Source organism: Bacillus sp. B1-b2, assembly GCF_009183415.1.
Classification (GTDB): domain Bacteria; phylum Bacillota; class Bacilli; order Bacillales; family Cytobacillaceae; genus Niallia.
This window is the reverse complement of the sequence record NZ_WEHU01000001.1, coordinates 118,624-134,605: the sequence shown is the minus strand read 5'-3', so window position 1 is coordinate 134,605 and position 15,982 is coordinate 118,624. Positions and strand designations below refer to the sequence as shown.

Below are 15,982 nucleotides of genomic sequence, written 5' to 3'. Positions count from 1 at the left end.
GAGGAATTAAGAAGTTATATGTTGGCAATAAATAATAATATAGCATTGTTTTTTCAACTAATCATATCGTCCTTCTTCTTAATAATTGTAATAGTTCTTTCTTTTTTCTTTATAGAAAAAAAGAAAGTTATTAAAAGATGGTGCCATTGTAGTGGAACTAGCCATATTAATTGCTACTTATTTAATTGTTGAAACATCTCTAGATATAAATGTTGCATGTAAAGAAATGAAGCTTTTCTATCTAAGGCTTATTAATAATAGTCTGAATAACAATATGTCTATAAAAAGCAAAAAAGCTGATTACCTTAGAACCTAAGTTCTTCTTCTCGGTAGTCAGCTTTTCTTGTTAGTCCTTATTTATGTGCGGAATTAGTTGTATGTTTTAATATGTAATTCATTACCAGAAAATAGCCAATTATCGTTAAACCTATTGGAATTGCGATCATTCTTAACACCAACCTTTGGATGAGAATAATTTTCAACCTCAATTATATATTATCATGAACGATAATCATTTTCAATGATAACAAAAAAACCTCTTCTAATGTTGCTGTTGACTCAAAATCATAGCAACATTAGAAGAGGGATAAGTTTTGAAGTTTGTTGTGCTACTTCATTATAATTCATAAATGAAAGAAATTCATTATCAATAATTACCAACAAATACGCCGTTACATATGGATACCAAAATTTTTTGAACTGTAAAATGTTATGTTTTCACTAAGATAGGAAAGAATGAATGTAAGTATTATTTTATACAATTACCCGTTATATTCACTCCTATTCATTTAGGAATTATTAACCATGTAAATTATCCCTATTTATTTCAAATTTATTTCCTAAATGGGTCTATTATATGATAAGATGTTTTTAAAGATAGGGATGGGGGAATGAAAGTTGACACTGACAAAAAGTACGACAGATATATTGAATGGAACTATCGAATCAGTAAAAAGTGTTATTCCATGCGAACTTCAAATAGATCAACCAATCTTAATTGCAGAACCATTTATGCAAAAATCAATCGGAGTATTAATAGGTCTCACAGGTGATTTCCGAGGAAGAATCATAATAGATGGTAGTGAGCAAGTTTTCGGTAAGATTGGAGAATTAATGTTTGGTATGTTTTTAGAAGGTGAAATGCTTGATTCCTTCTCAGGTGAATTAGGTAATATGATTGCAGGAAATCTTTCTACATTTGTTTCGCAAAATGGTGTTGATATTGATATAACACCACCAACTGTTTTAGTTGGTGAAACAAAAATGTACGGATTTGATAAAGCACTGTGCTTACCTGTTTCCCTTCAAAATATTGGATTACTATCAATTATTCTTATGCTTGAAAGAATTTAATGCTATTATATTTTTATTTTTATATAAAAACAGGCAAGAAGAACCAAATTGGCTCTTCTTACCTGTTTTATTTTATTTCTTCTCATTTTGACTTTGTACTTCAATTTTTATTTTATTTTCTACCTTCTTACCACACACTTCACAAATCATTACTTCCTTATACATTGTCAGACAATGACTGCAATAATAACTTTCCATATTCCATCACACCCACTTCTAAATAAACATATATTAGTATATTTAAAAAGGAGGATTTGGTGAAAAATTTTTATTAATCATTCAAATGGTAAACACCATTATATTTTTCTGTCAGATAGTCAATTAAATACTGAGCATTTAGTCCTTCTCCTGTTACCTCTGTTAGAATTTCAAGCGGTTTCTTCATTTTTCCATACTGATGCACTTTTTCATTAAACCACTGCTTTATTGGTAACAAATCTCCCTTTTCTAATAACTCTTGAAAAAGAGGAAGATCTTTCATAAGTGTTTGTTTAAATTGTGCAGCATACATATATCCTAATGCGTAGGAAGGGAAATATCCAAAGCTTCCTCCTGCCCAGTGAACATCTTGAAGCACTCCTTCCCCATCATGCTCTGGTTTAATACCTAAATATGCTTCATATTTCTCATTCCAAATTTGTGGCAAGTCCTTTACTTGATACTCTCCGTCAAATAATCCTTTTTCTATTTCATAACGAATCATGATATGTAATGGATAAGTAAGTTCATCAGCTTCTATACGGATAAGAGAAGGCTTCGATTCATTTATTGCTCGATAAAAATTCTCTACAGAAACAGTATCAAATTGACCATTACTATAGGATTTTAAAAGTTTGTAATTTTGTTCCCAGAATGCTTGATTTCTTCCTACAAAGTTTTCATAGAATAACGATTGTGATTCATGTATCCCCATAGAAGTTCCAGTTGCTAGTGGTGTTCCTACTAAATCAGCAGAAATATTTTGTTCATATAATGCATGACCAACTTCATGTATTGTTCCAAATACAGCTACTCTAAAATCCGACTCATCGTATTTGGTAGTAATACGCACATCTCCTGGATTAATACCTGTTGCGAATGGATGGACTGTTTCATCTAATCTGCCTGCTTGAAAATCATAACCTATTTGTTTTAAGACATCTAAGCTAAAGTTTTTTTGATTTTCTTTAGAAAAATGTTCATATAAAAAGGCAGTTTCCGGTTTATCAGATGACTTCGAAATCTTTTGTACTAATGGAACAATAGCTTCTCTAACCTTAGTAAAAACTTCATCTAGGATATCTACTGTAACACCTGGCTCATACATATCTAATAAAACATCATATTTTTTATCTTTATAGCCCCAATATTCAATAAATTGTTTTGTCATTTCTACTAGCTTTTCTAAATACGGCTGAAATAAAGAAAAATCAGCTTTTTCTTTTGCTTCTTCCCAAACACTTTCTGCCTTGGACTGAAGCATAACATATTCCTTATGTAGTGAAGCAGGTATTTTTTTATTTCTTGCAAAGTCCTTGCTCATTTCTTCAACTGTTTTTTTTGTGATTGCAGATAACTCAGTATTTATAGTAGGCTTTGAAAGCAATGTTAAAAAGGACTCTAATTCATCTGAAGTAGACATTGCAAACAACTCTGCTGATAATACACCAATAACTTCTGTTCGTTGATCCATACCTTTTTTTGGTGCACCCGTTCTTAAATCCCAATAAATAAGCGCTAATGCTTCGTTATATGCACCAATTTTCTTTACATACTCTAAAAAGTTCTGTTCCACTTCTTGAATATTCGTTGTCAATAAATTCACTCTCCTTTTTTCATTATCATACCATAATTAATTTCGTTTCATCATACAAAAATACCTCCCGATGATAGAAGGTATTTTCGAATAAATAATATTTCACTAAAACTCCTTTACTTGTTAAGGAGTAACTGGTATTGCATTAATTACAGCTTCTTTCACTATCTCTTGTTCCTCTTTATTCAATAACAAATGAATCGTCCCTTTGTCTTCATGTGTACGAATTAAACGGCCAATTCCCTGGCGTAATCTTAGAATCATGTAAGGCAAATCTACTTCCATAAAAGCATCTTTTGCATTCTCTCGTTTTGATTTATATACCGGATCATTCGGAGGGAATGGTAAAGAATAAATGAACACATTCTCTAATGAGCGACCTGGAACATCTAATCCTTCCCATAAATTCACTGCACAAAGAATAGACTCCTCTTCATTTTGAAACTTAGATACTAAAGTACTTATTTCTCCTTCTCCTTCAAAATAAATAGAGTATGGGAAGTCAGAAGGTAATTTATTTTTAAAGCTATTTAGATCTTCTTTACTATTGAACAGAACTAATGATCTTCCTTCAGCTGACAATAGGTTCTTGTAACAGTATTCTTGCTTTTCACTACTTGCATCTTTAGAGAAATAGTTTAGTTCTACTTTCATATTCTCTTCATAGTCAAATGGAGAATCTACAGAGCAAGATAAATAATCTTTGGCCCCAATACTATTCGCCATATAATCAAATGATTTGTTCTCAGAAAGTGTTGCAGAAGAGAAGATAATTGGTTTCTTTTGACTAAATACTTCATCTCTCATAATATCCTGAACTAATCTTGGCATGATGACAAGTGTTCTCTCACCTTTCTCTTCTTCAAACCAAGTAATTCCATTTGTGTCTTTTAGAAATAATCCTAGTGAATGAGAAATCTGTTCTAAATATTCTTCTACTACTTTTAAATCATACTCATTAATAACATACATTTCACTTTCGAAAACTAGTTCTTCTTCTAAATCAGAGATATAGCCTGCAAGTCTTTTCCCAGCAAGTATTACTTTGTCCGTTTTTGTAATTTCCTGCTTATCAGAGCCTTCTGTCTTATAAGAAGCAGTTGTTAATTCTGCAAAGAACTGTTCATTTTGATAAATCGTTTCTTCGATAATATTTAATGTTTTTTCTCTTACATCATTAGCCATTAAGCGGGTTAATAAATGTTCAAGGTTTTGTTCTGTTAAACGATACGTTAAGGCTTTTTGTGCCGCATATTCTAATAAATGCCCTTCATCAAAAACTACACATGCACTATCTGGTAATAACGGTAGTTGACCTTCTCTTTTTCTTGCATCCTTTGTCCATATATGCTCCATATAGAAATCGTGTGAGCAGATGATAAGATCCTTTGCATTACGGTAGTAATCTCGATGCAAGGTTTGACCACAACGGTGTCTTTTGTCACAAGTAAAGCAATCTTGTAGAGAATCCCATGCAACGCCTTCCCAATCCTCATCCTTTAAATTAGGATAATCTTTTCTGTCTCCGTATGGAGAAAAAGATTGCATAGATCCAGTTCCATGAACAAATTCAGGAAGACTATCATAAATTTCATTATATGTGTCTTCAAAAGTGATCTTTTGATCCAATTTTGTTAAACACACATATTGATTTCGTGATTTGGCTAAACGGACATCAATGTTTAAACCTAATGCTTTTTCCAGTTTAGCAATATCCCCTTCTTTTTTTACAAGCTGCTCAATTAATGTTTCATCTGAACAAGCAATAATAGCAGGCTTGTTCACATAGCGAGCATAACAAATGCTGTACAGTAAATACACAAATGTTTTTCCTGTACCAACACCAGCTTCAGCAAAAATTGTTTGCTTCTCTTTAAAAGCTTTCTCTAATTGATAAGCCATATAAACTTGCTCATCTCTTAGTTCATACCCTGCTTCTGGAAGGATATCGTAAAACACATCTCCTATCCATTCCCCTAATTTATCATAAAATGATTCTGTTTTTGATACTTCAAATGGCATGCTATTTTGCATGTTACCCCTCCGACTTTTAAAATAGATGACCACACTTCTAATCATTTTCAACTAATTCTATGGTTCACTGTAAATATCTATCATAGTCAATTTTCAACTTTTATTCAAGGAAAAAAGAAAATCCATAATGAAAAGTAGTAGCTTTTATTCCTTTTACCTATAAAATGTATAGTATTTAGTTGGATATGCTAGGGGGCTATTGAGTTTGGAGGAAAGAAGAGGTGACTTTTAGCTCCCGAGTGTCAGGAGCATAATCTCTTATCAGTCTAGAATTTTACATATTTTAATACAGGTTTTCATACCATTCATACTAGTATATCTTTTTAGAAAGTGAATATGTCATTGCCTGCTGTACGTTTTGCTGAGCAGAAAATAATTGTTCTCTTACATTGTCATTTGCATGTATGTCTGCGTTCACTAAGTTTAAGGAATTATTCAATGCATCCAGTATTTTAGAATAATCTATTGTATTATCTTTCATGTAACTTCCCCCCTAAAAATTAATTCATATTCATTATTTATATACAAAACCTAGTATTTTATGTTCCTAACTAATATATACTTCATAAAAAAATTATCTTTTCTACGTGTTCATGTGATACTTGTTTATTTCTACAAGAAGCAGAGTAACTTCCTATTTTTTTCTGTTGGTATTAATTAGTATGATATAAAAATAAAACCCTGCACTATGTGGGCGCAGGATGGAAAAATGTCTCCCTATAGTCCAGGGGTTCTCATTAGCTAAAATGGTCTGATCTAGTCTCTGTATTCTTTATAATTCTTTACCATTTGTTTGAATGACTTTCTTAAACTATTCAGCTTTTCTTTTCTTTCTGTGCATGGTTCCATTTCCACTATTAATTCCTGTACCTATACGTATGATCCGACATATCTGCAATCTTCAAATCCGAATTTATATTCCAATTTTTATAGATACACAATAGAAATTACCAATTATTTTTACTTTAATTACCTTTAAATCAACGTATATTAAAAAAAGACTATTCCTGTTTTTAGGATTAGTCTTTAAATAATTTAAGTTACTTAAGCGGTTAAATATTTCTTATCCATTTTAGCTGCTATAATAGCTAAAAACTTCTGAACTGTCATATTTTCTACCGCTTTTGTATACCAAGATAATTTAGATTCATAATTTTTCCCATCGAAGTGAACCCTTCGCGGTGTGTAGCTTTTCGTATTAGATGTTTCGTCGTATTCAAAATCAATAATTAAAAACTTCCCATCAATTGTTTCAAGTTTAACAACATATCTAGGGCGTGTGTAGTCCGGCTTATACTTAGTTCCAATAATTTTAGCTTTAGTTTTCATATCGTTCTCCTTTTTCGGTATTAACACCTACCATAAGTAATAGTAGAGATACAAAAAAATAACTAAAATTATTTAAAGTGTTAAAGATAAGTATATCACAGTCAATCTAATAAGTACATTTAGGCTAAATAATGGGTTTTATTATAATAAACACCCTATTCAAGTTGTATAAATTTATTACCTTAGTTTCTTTTATTAGTTTCTTATAATATTTTCTAAATCTTCATCTCTAAAGTTAACTCAAACATATATTTCATCCTCTGATTCTTTGAGGAACCCTATTAGATGGAATGGCACTTAAGGAATATTAGTACTCCCCAAGACTTTTTGCCAATCTTACTGCTACAAAAAACATCTAATTTCAAACTCTTGCTACACTAGGATTAATCCCTCTTCCTTCTACCCCAATACTGATAATAATCTGTACGAATAAAGCCATTAAATAGCTTACGTTTTTTGGTAGCGGGCTTGCCATAATGCGTCTCAAACTCTTCATCAGAAGTAAGCATGTAAATGGACCATGTATCTAAAGCTTCAAAAGCCTGTCCCATTTCCTTGTACATTCTTTGAACAGATGGCTTGTCTCCTAGGCGTTCTCCGTATGGAGGATTTCCAACGATTACACCATTTTCTCTCATAGTAGTAAAGTCTCTTACTTGCATTTGTTTAAATGTAATAATATCGCCTAATCCTGCTTCAAAAGCATTCTCTTCCGCAATTTTCACCATGCGATGATCAATATCAGAACCAATTATCTCTATAGGTTGGTCATAATTCGCCAAATCTTCAGCCTCTGTTCTTACTTGATCCCATATAGAGCTTGGCATCCAATCCCACTCTTCTGAAATAAATTCTCTATTGAAGCCTGGAGCAATATTTTGGCCAATTAGAGCTGCTTCAATTGGCAATGTACCAGAGCCACAGAAAGGGTCTACAAAAGGTCGATCTGCAGTCCAATTTGTTAACAAAATTAAGGATGCTGCAAGCGTCTCTTTAATTGGAGCTTCACCTTGTCCTACACGATATCCTCTTCGATGTAAGCCATGACCTGATGTATCAATGGTTAATGTCACGATATCTTTTAAGATAGAAACCTCAATTTTAAAACGAGCTCCGTTTTCTTCTAACCATCCTGATTTCTTATAATATGAGCTAACTCTATTTACAATTGCCTTTTTAACAATAGCTTGACAATCTGATACACTGAATAATTTTGATTTCACTGATTTACCTGATACAGGAAATTCTGCATTTTCTGGTAAAAAATCCTCCCAGTGGACTGCCTTTGTTTTTTCAAATAACTCATCAAAAGTGGTTGCTTTAAATTCTGCTACCTTAATTTTTATTCGGTCTGCTGTACGTAACCACATATTACTTCTAGCAATAGCAAGCTCGTCTCCCTTAAAATGAACTTTTCCATTATCAACCGTACATTCATACCCAAGTGATCTTACTTCCTTCGCAACAATTGCCTCAAGTCCCATTGCAGCTGTAGCGATTAGCTCAAACTTTTTCATATAATCTCCTTTTTCTTCCAATATCGTATTCTCATTGTAACCTTTTTTTCTTTGTACCATTCAGTATGTAACTACATAAAAAGGATGACTCAAAAAGTATGATGAATGACAGGATTATCAGAAATGGATCTTCTTGATCTTGTCAGACACTACCTTCCGTGCCACCCTTATATCGTTTAGATTAATTTAATTATCATGTTATAATCAAATACACTTTATAAGCCATGTTCTGTTCCTACGTACTCATGCGACCGAAGTCTCGTACAAAGGCGGTAACCATCTATCTACAGAATATTATTCTGTCCTTCTCTTCCGTTCATTTCCTCAGAGAAAGTTCCCCTACCATAATTTGGGTTTCTCGCTCGTGGGGTTTACCTCGTTCCACCCTTTTCATTTCTGAAAAGGCTCCGTCACTGTGGCACTTTCAAGGTATTCATACCATATCACAAGGACTTAGGTATTTTCCCTGCCGTCAGCATCACTGCTGCCCTAGCTTATTTTTTAACTAGGCACGAACACTACAAGCATCTCAGCTTGTGCGAGCATGGACTTTCCTCTACAAAACCAAAGTTTTGCAGCGATTACCAAAGTGTTATTTGATACAAAAATTATTATAATCGTTTTCCTTATGTATTGCAATGGTTAAATTAGGTAATGTTTAATAGAGCACCATCATTTTCTATTAGTTATAGGTTCACTTATTCGTAAAGTTTGCTTCCAAAAACATGTTTTTCTAAATTGGATAATCTTTTTAAGATATCAAAATTAGTTGTTCCAGCAGTATTAGTTGGAGCTGCTTGTCTACGAGTAGCTTCTTCTACTTGCTTCTTAAGTCGTAAATTCTCTTGTTGTAATTCTTCCACTTCTTGGTGAAAGGTTTCATAATCTTTAATAACCAAATCTAAAAATTTGTCTACTTCCTCTGGCTTATATCCTCTTACACCTGTCTTAAACTCTTTTTCCAATATATCCTTAGCTGTTAATTTAATTTTATCTGATAGCATTTCGCTCACCTCAGTCTATTCCCATTTCTTCATTTATTTTTTCAAAAATCAACGTTTTTGTCAATCATTCACTCATATTGATCTTTATAGGATTCTTCCTCGACAATATCCTGCAAATCAGAAAATTGTATTTTTCGAATGTCGTAAGGATAATTCTCCTTATATTTTTTTGCTAGATCATATAAATATTTAGGGCTTCCTACACTCTCTTCATCATAAAAGAGTAGCATAGCATCACTTTTTTTTACTAAAAAAACATTTTTATTTACAAATTGTTGTGGATTTTCATATGTTTTTTTCGAGATAGAGTCAACAAAGTCAGCTTGCATAAGAATTTCCTCATACCATTCCCTATTAGGCTCCTTCCAGGACTGTTCTTGCTCTAAAAAGGGTGTAACCACACCTAATTTGAGATTTGGATAAGCTTCTTGTAAATCAAAAACCACTTCTGCTGCCCATAGCTCCGTGCCAAGTTGGCCACTAATAATAACCCATTCTAATCCTTCTTCTATCATTTGCTCTAAATGTTTACGGATAGCTATTTTTATGTAAGTAACAGCTGGATCGTCTCTTTTAAATATTCCAATTTCAAAAGGCTTATATCCTGATATTACGGCCACTTTCATGTTTAGTAAATACTCCTTATTGGCACACTTTAGTTCATCTATTCACTCTATTACTAATGTATAGTATATGTTTAATAAGAGAAGAACATGAGTAACTTGTACCATTTTCTCTAACATATTGTAGCATAATTCATTCTTTATATCTCATATGAAGGTAATAGAGACAGTTAAAGTAGCTTCATATAAGAACAAGGACCTTCATAGAAGATCCTTGTTTTGTAGTTATCTTTTTCTAAAAGGCATTGCTCCTGGCATTCCAGGCATTCCAGTTTGGCCAGGGAAAATTTGTCCTGTTGCTGTGAATGGTGTACCACCAGTTGCTGGATACGGAGTTGGTGTAGGAGCAACTGGATATGGAGCTGGAGCTGGCCCCATATTTGCTTGTGTATTTGTTACCACATTTTCAACTGATTGAGTTTGTGGGAAGAAATGTTGGTGCTCATAATTCACATGATTAACTGTAGTTGTATGAGTTGGATGGATATGAGGCACGATATTGTTTGAAAAAGTATTATTCACACAACATTTTGTTGGATGAACCACTGCTGGTAAAACATTATTAGGTTTGCAATACATAAAGAAAATCTCCTCTCAAAATTTAGTTTAGTTATCTTACATTAACAACTTATGTTAGAAGAGATAATCTTGTACTAATACAAATACCTATTTTTCAAAGTTAACATTATTTTCCTATAAAAGGGCGTAGAAACTATCTTTTAATGTTGTAAATAAGACTATTGTTAAACACAGAAGCAAAAAAAACAAATACATTACTACCTTATACACGTAGTCCACTCCATTATAATAAATATATGATTTTGAACAAGATAGTCTACAACTCTTAATTATTCAAATTCATTCATTACTATTTTAATAGGGAACCATTAATTGTACAACTAGGTATTTATGGATATTGTTGCTCTTTTTATTAACTTTTTGTTATGAAGTCGTTCCATTCTTTTGTTTAACTCTAACATTTTCTTTTTATTTGGTGGTTGTCGTTCTAACAACTTTTGTGCTGCTAGGGTATAATCAAGGGCCTGTGCTATATTTTTCTCTTTATGTTCTGCAAACTTAGCAAGCTCGATATATGATTCTATAACAATAAAAGAATCCGTTTCAACCGTGTGATTCTTAACAATTCTTTTCCATGCTTCCACAGCATCTATTACATTTTTTTCTCTTTTAAACTGTTTAGCTAGTAAAAACTGTGCCATTAGCGTTTCTTCGGTATCTCTACTATTAATATTCAAAAAGGTTTCTTTTGCCATACCTACATTACCGGAATGAGAATACCACTTGCCGACCTCTAAGGCTTCTTTAGCACTCATAGCTTGGTCTTTGTGTAGCAATTGATAGCTAATATGTGTGTATAATGTGATTAAAGAAAGGATATCCCATTCATTATGCTTTAAAATTCCAATCATACCCTCCGTTTTCTTAGTCTCAACAAAATCATAATAAATCATAGGCGCTAAAAACCCTGGTATATCATCTATTCTCTTAACTTCTAAAATTTCTTCTTCTACTACTTGTAGCTTTACCCTTTCTAGTCGATGCTTCCACATCCGCCTTGCACCGTGATATAAATCAAAATGACCAAATTCGGGAAGCTTTGGTACATGTTCTTTGATTAAGGTGTGCCTTGTTCTCACTTGTGGCCAATCAAAAGCCTTTCCGTTATAGGTGACTAAAGTAGTATAATCTATGTTTTCTAAAAAGCTATGATATAAGGGTATCTCTGCTCCTGGATGTGGGAGTATATGCTGTTTAAGAACAATATGATCATCTATCAATTGTGCATAGCCTAAGATAAAGATAGAATTTCCTACTCCTCCTCCTAGACCCGTTGTTTCTGTATCAAAGAAAAATAGTTCTGATGCAGCATGACCTTTCGCAGATAGCGGATGCTCTCTTTTTTCAGCATTCCAATCTGTTACTACTTGACAAAATTCTCTTAACGGATATTTTCCATGTTTATAATCTAAAGGGTATTTGACTTCTCTTACAAGGCAATACTCCCCATCCAACCAATAGGGTATAACATTCTCTTTCTTCCATTCTTCTAAGAAAGGAATGTTCTTCGTTGTTTGTATATCTTCTACAATAGGCGGAAGAGATTCTTCTTTTTTTATATGATTTTTCATCCTATTTAATTTATTTTTAATAGACATCCTTGCTTGTCCCAACTTTCCTTATAGACTTACTTCTAGAAGTGAAAGGATTTTTAAACAATCTCGTTTACTGTTTACAGAATGACTTTCTGTTCCGATACAAGATGGGCAACCATGTTCACAGCTACAATGATTTATCATCTTTTTTGCTTCTCTTAGTACTACCGGCATTTCTTCATAGATTTTTTTACTAAGACCAATCCCTCCAGGATATTGATCATAGAAGAAGATGGTAGCTTTCTCATTATGCTCTGCCTTCACCTGTGGAACAACATGAATATCACTAGCATCCGCCATCACAAGTAACGGAGAAATATGTTTTAAAACATGTGCTGCTCCTACTAACCCTTGCTCTGTTTTTTCTTTGTCCCAATTTAAATCTTCTTGATTAAAGGATAACCATGCTGCGCTAGTATGAAGCTCTTCTTCTGGAAGTGTAATCGGTCCTGAGCCTATGTTTTCATGTGTCTCAAATTTGATTTTCTTAAAAATAGTACTCATTGCTATAATACTTACATCTCCAAAACCTGTCTCTATATGTCCATAACTTCTCTTATTATCCTCTTCTAGAACCTTAAGAGAAACAGCAAGATTTGCATCGGTATAGTAGTCTACACTAACTTCCCGAACATAAGCTTTTTTTTCTTCCCAATCCAGTTTTTCTACCTGATACTGCGTTCCTTGGTGTAAATAAATCGCCTCTTCATGAAGTAACGTCATTGCAGAGAAACGATCACTTTCACCTATTACTCTCGTTTTACTAACATCTGATATGTCTATAATAACGATATTTTCTTGTGAAGCGGAACGTAAGCTTATATTATGTGCTGGAAAGGAATCGTTCATCCAATACCATTTATCTCCATTTTGAAAGAGAATTCTTTCTTCTGATAAATATTCTAGGATTTCTGTAATTTCTACTGTTCCAAATAAGTCTCCTTCTTTAAATGGCAGCTCATATGCAGCACATTTCATATGATCTAGGAGAATGATTAAATTATCTGGATTAATACGGGCTGTTTCTGGATTTCTACTAAAGAAATAGTCAGGGTTAGATACCATATATTGATCAAGAGGGCTAGAGCTTGCTACCATAATGACAAGTGATTCATCATGACGTCTCCCAGCACGACCTGCTTGCTGCCAAGAGCTTGCAATACTTCCAGGATATCCTGTCATGACACAAGCTTGAAGTTGTCCAATGTCCACTCCTAACTCTAGAGCATTGGTGCTAACCACTCCATAAATATTCCCATTCCTTAAGCCTTGTTCAATTTCTCTTCTTTCCGTAGGTAAATAACCACCTCTATACCCTTTTATTGATTTGGAGCCAAGCTGAAATTTAACTAGTTCTTGCAAATAGGTTAAAAGTATTTCTACTCGAACTCGACTTTTAGCAAAAACAATTGTTTGGATTTTATTTTTCAATAAATCTCCAGCAATCTTTCTCACTTCAAGAGTAGCACTTCTTCTAATATTCAATGGTTTATTAATAATTGGTGGATTATAAAAAACAAAATGCTTTCTACCACTAGGAGCTCCATTATTATCTACTAGCTCAAACTGCATTTCTGTTAAATGTTCAGCAAGCTCTTTAGGATTGGCAATGGTTGCAGACGTACAAATAAAAGTAGGATTACTTCCATAAAATGCACATATTCTCTTTAATCTTCGTATAACATTTGCAACATGACTGCCGAACACCCCTCGATAAATATGCAGCTCATCAATAACAATATATTTTAGATTTTCAAATAAGGAGACCCACTTAGTATGGTGTGGAAGAATAGCTGAGTGAAGCATATCTGGATTTGTTATGACAATATGACCAGCTTTTCGTACTTTCTGACGAATAGATGCTGGCGTATCTCCATCATATGTATAGCTATTTATTTGTAGTTCCGCACTTTCAATCAGTTCATTTAACTCACTCTTTTGATCTTGTGCTAACGCTTTTGTTGGAAATATATATAATGCTCTTGCTAGATTATTTTCAGCTATTGTTTGTATGACAGGCAAGTTATAGCAAAGTGTCTTACCTGATGCTGTTGGTGTGACAGCAACAACACTTTTATTCTGTCTAATTGCTTTATATGACGTATATTGGTGTGTATATAAACTATTAATTCCTCTTTTTTGCAGAGCAGCTTTAATAGAAGCAGAAATATCATCTGGCAGAGGCACGTTTTTGGCTTCACGCTCTTCTATCGTATGCCAATAGGCTATCTGCTCTTTATATTCTTCTTTTTCCCGCCATTCGGTCATTAGTTGTTGAAGATTTTTACGCACTTTCAAATCAGTTCACCTCTTTAATATCTCCATTTTACCGAATGAACGTTCGATTTGAAAGGTTTTTTTCCTGATAATATTACCCAATTTACTTTATGTTTTTCTCAACAAAACTTTGTATAGTTCTTGCTAATTGTTCTGGTGCTTCTAGCATACTCATATGCCCTGCATCTAGCTCAACCTCTGTAATAGTACTTCCTGATGAAGATGTCACTCGATTAAGAGGAACAATTTTATCCTTTATTCCTTTTACTAATAATACGGGCACTTTAGAATCAGCAATTATTTTATTTCGATCAGGTCGTACTCTCATTGCAGCTTGTGTTTCCATTGCCGCTACCTGGTTCGTTTTGTACCCAATATCTTTCGCTTTTTCTATTTCTTTAGGTAATATGCTCTTGGAATCATCTGCAAATAAATTAGGAACTAAACCATCCACAAATGATTCTATACCGAAATCCTGTATTTTTTTAATCGCATGTAATCTTCCTTCTTTTCCTTCTTCTGTATCCTGAAATGCAGTGGAATGAATCAATCCAAAACCAGCTAGCTTTTCAGGATAAAGCTCTGCAAATGCTAACGATACATAACCACCTAATGAATGACCAAGCATCGTTACTTTTTCAATGGAAAGTTTCTCAAGTACTAAATGGATGTCTTTTGCTAAATCCTCTATTTTTATATCTCCTCCTTGAAAAGATGAATGTCCATGACCGCGCAGATCCATACAGAGTACATGATATTTCTCTGCTAACACTGGTACGATATAATCCCAGTAATCTACATTTCCACAGAATCCATGAAGCAATACAATAGTAGAGCCTTGTCCGCTTTCTTTATATGCTATGTGTTCTTTTCCTACTAATAATGTTTTCAATTCTCTTACCTCACTTTTATCTTATATCTTAATAGTTTAAAGGGAAGATAACCTAATGAGCAACTTTATTAAAGAAATAAGGATATAAAAAGAACAGAATACAAACACCTTCTTTCTTTATTGGGCATATAGTAAATCAAACTATCCTAGAAGCTTAGGTAATTTATTTAGTTTGTGTAAGGAGTGATTGTAGAATGTCATCAAATTTTCCGATAGACCCAAACAATAATAAGGAAAATAATCCTCAACCTTTCAATGGATTTATGCGACTAGTTAATCAGTTTTTTCAGGAAAAACCGGTTAAGAATTTTCTACAGCAAATGGACGAATTTTTTCAAAATCCTTTTCCTAATACGGGATTTCCAGTTACTGTTAATGAAACAGGAGATTTCACCATAATAAAAGCAGAACTAGCTGGGGTGAATAAGGAACAAATCCAATTAGATGTATATGACCATTACTTAACAATAAGTGTAAATTACCAGGAAGTAATGACAGAGGAAGATACCAATACTAATACTTTTCATACAAGTAAAACGTTCCGTAAAAACGCAAGAAGTATCTCCCTTTCTCATCGCATTGATGAAAAAAGTATAAAAGCTTCTTATCAAAATGGACTACTGACAATAATAATCCCTAGAGAAAAAGGCAAGAAAATTATCATAGAAGATTGATGGGTTTTGGCGAGTAATTTCTCTAAATATGAATATACTATGTAGTAGATGCTTTCATTGCATCTACTTTTTTCTTTTCAATCTTACGACTATGAGGTGATTAGATGAGTTATAAAGACCATTTAGATTCTCATTCTGAGCTATTCCATCACAATTGGACAAGACCGAAACGCTCAAAGTCACAGGTGAATGGGCATACACAAATTTCTAGGACAAATCTTATCCTTAGAAGTAATGCAAAAGCACATCGTTGGTAAGAAAAGAAAGAACCGAGACATATGCTAAAAAATGCACGGATTGAAAGCTCTAT

The 15,982-nt window shown here is 33.3% G+C and carries 14 protein-coding genes and 1 other RNA gene; 3 read left to right on the top strand and 12 right to left on the bottom strand.

Going from position 1 to position 15,982, the window contains the following annotated elements; genetic code table 11:
* Positions 1-897 precede the first annotated feature (897 nt).
* Complete coding sequence (locus F9279_RS00710; protein ID WP_152110716.1) at positions 898-1,353, top strand: chemotaxis protein CheX; 456 nt, start codon at positions 898-900, stop codon at positions 1,351-1,353.
* 271 nt (positions 1,354-1,624) lie between these two features.
* Here F9279_RS00710 and F9279_RS00705 read toward each other — a convergent pair whose 3' ends face one another.
* From F9279_RS00705 to F9279_RS00655, 12 genes are all read right to left on the bottom strand, one after another.
* On the bottom strand, positions 1,625-3,148 hold the full coding sequence (locus tag F9279_RS00705) for a carboxypeptidase M32 (RefSeq protein WP_152110715.1): 1,524 nt from the start codon (positions 3,146-3,148) through the stop codon (positions 1,625-1,627).
* A 123-nt stretch (positions 3,149-3,271) separates the two neighbouring features.
* Positions 3,272-5,182, bottom strand: coding sequence for an ATP-dependent DNA helicase (locus F9279_RS00700; RefSeq protein ID WP_152110714.1), 1,911 nt, complete (start codon positions 5,180-5,182; stop codon positions 3,272-3,274).
* A 310-nt stretch (positions 5,183-5,492) separates the two neighbouring features.
* A complete protein-coding gene (locus F9279_RS24795; RefSeq protein ID WP_193224372.1) occupies positions 5,493-5,663 on the bottom strand; it encodes a hypothetical protein in 171 nt (56 codons plus the stop codon).
* 563 nt (positions 5,664-6,226) lie between these two features.
* On the bottom strand, positions 6,227-6,511 hold the full coding sequence (locus tag F9279_RS00695; protein ID WP_152110713.1) for a hypothetical protein: 285 nt from the start codon (positions 6,509-6,511) through the stop codon (positions 6,227-6,229).
* Between the two features lie 383 nt (positions 6,512-6,894).
* Positions 6,895-8,028 carry a THUMP domain-containing class I SAM-dependent RNA methyltransferase gene (locus tag F9279_RS00690; RefSeq protein WP_152110712.1) on the bottom strand — a complete coding sequence of 378 codons (1,134 nt, stop codon included), beginning with the start codon at positions 8,026-8,028 and terminating at the stop codon, positions 6,895-6,897.
* Positions 8,029-8,241: 213 nt separating this feature from the next.
* An RNA gene (rnpB, locus tag F9279_RS00685) (RNase P RNA component class B) lies at positions 8,242-8,621 on the bottom strand.
* Between the two features lie 105 nt (positions 8,622-8,726).
* On the bottom strand, positions 8,727-9,032 hold the full coding sequence (gpsB, locus tag F9279_RS00680) for a cell division regulator GpsB (RefSeq protein WP_152110711.1): 306 nt from the start codon (positions 9,030-9,032) through the stop codon (positions 8,727-8,729).
* 68 nt (positions 9,033-9,100) lie between these two features.
* Positions 9,101-9,658 (bottom strand): DUF1273 domain-containing protein, encoded by a 558-nt coding sequence (locus F9279_RS00675; RefSeq protein WP_152110710.1) that lies wholly within the window; start codon positions 9,656-9,658, stop codon positions 9,101-9,103.
* Between the two features lie 222 nt (positions 9,659-9,880).
* Positions 9,881-10,234, bottom strand: coding sequence for a CotD family spore coat protein (locus F9279_RS00670; RefSeq protein ID WP_152110709.1), 354 nt, complete (start codon positions 10,232-10,234; stop codon positions 9,881-9,883).
* Between the two features lie 320 nt (positions 10,235-10,554).
* Entirely contained in the window at positions 10,555-11,805 is a 1,251-nt protein-coding gene (locus F9279_RS00665; protein WP_226793074.1) for a ribonuclease H-like domain-containing protein, read from the bottom strand.
* A gap of 48 nt (positions 11,806-11,853) precedes the next feature.
* Entirely contained in the window at positions 11,854-14,127 is a 2,274-nt protein-coding gene (locus F9279_RS00660) for a DEAD/DEAH box helicase (protein ID WP_152110707.1), read from the bottom strand.
* An 82-nt stretch (positions 14,128-14,209) separates the two neighbouring features.
* Complete coding sequence (locus F9279_RS00655; protein WP_152110706.1) at positions 14,210-14,998, bottom strand: alpha/beta fold hydrolase; 789 nt, start codon at positions 14,996-14,998, stop codon at positions 14,210-14,212.
* A gap of 194 nt (positions 14,999-15,192) precedes the next feature.
* Between F9279_RS00655 and F9279_RS00650 the strand changes: the two genes are divergently transcribed.
* Both F9279_RS00650 and F9279_RS00645 read left to right on the top strand, forming a co-directional pair.
* Positions 15,193-15,672: an Hsp20/alpha crystallin family protein gene (locus F9279_RS00650; protein WP_152110705.1), complete on the top strand. Its 480-nt coding sequence runs from the start codon at positions 15,193-15,195 to the stop codon at positions 15,670-15,672.
* A 104-nt stretch (positions 15,673-15,776) separates the two neighbouring features.
* Positions 15,777-15,929: a YpzG family protein gene (locus tag F9279_RS00645; protein ID WP_152110704.1), complete on the top strand. Its 153-nt coding sequence runs from the start codon at positions 15,777-15,779 to the stop codon at positions 15,927-15,929.
* Positions 15,930-15,982 lie beyond the last annotated feature (53 nt).

Excerpts from the sequence above, each read along its gene's own strand:
- F9279_RS00700 (WP_152110714.1), bottom strand. The coding sequence starts at position 5,182 with ATGCAAAATAGCATGCCATTTGAAGTATCAAAAACAGAATCATTTTAT.
- F9279_RS24795 (WP_193224372.1), bottom strand. The coding sequence starts at position 5,663 with ATGAAAGATAATACAATAGATTATTCTAAAATACTGGATGCATTGAAT.
- F9279_RS00695 (WP_152110713.1), bottom strand. The coding sequence starts at position 6,511 with ATGAAAACTAAAGCTAAAATTATTGGAACTAAGTATAAGCCGGACTAC.
- F9279_RS00690 (WP_152110712.1), bottom strand. The coding sequence starts at position 8,028 with ATGAAAAAGTTTGAGCTAATCGCTACAGCTGCAATGGGACTTGAGGCA.
- gpsB (WP_152110711.1), bottom strand. The coding sequence starts at position 9,032 with ATGCTATCAGATAAAATTAAATTAACAGCTAAGGATATATTGGAAAAA.
- F9279_RS00675 (WP_152110710.1), bottom strand. The coding sequence starts at position 9,658 with ATGAAAGTGGCCGTAATATCAGGATATAAGCCTTTTGAAATTGGAATA.
- F9279_RS00670 (WP_152110709.1), bottom strand. The coding sequence starts at position 10,234 with ATGTATTGCAAACCTAATAATGTTTTACCAGCAGTGGTTCATCCAACA.
- F9279_RS00665 (WP_226793074.1), bottom strand. The coding sequence starts at position 11,805 with ATGAAAAATCATATAAAAAAAGAAGAATCTCTTCCGCCTATTGTAGAA.
- F9279_RS00650 (WP_152110705.1), top strand. The coding sequence starts at position 15,193 with ATGTCATCAAATTTTCCGATAGACCCAAACAATAATAAGGAAAATAAT.
- F9279_RS00645 (WP_152110704.1), top strand. The coding sequence starts at position 15,777 with ATGAGTTATAAAGACCATTTAGATTCTCATTCTGAGCTATTCCATCAC.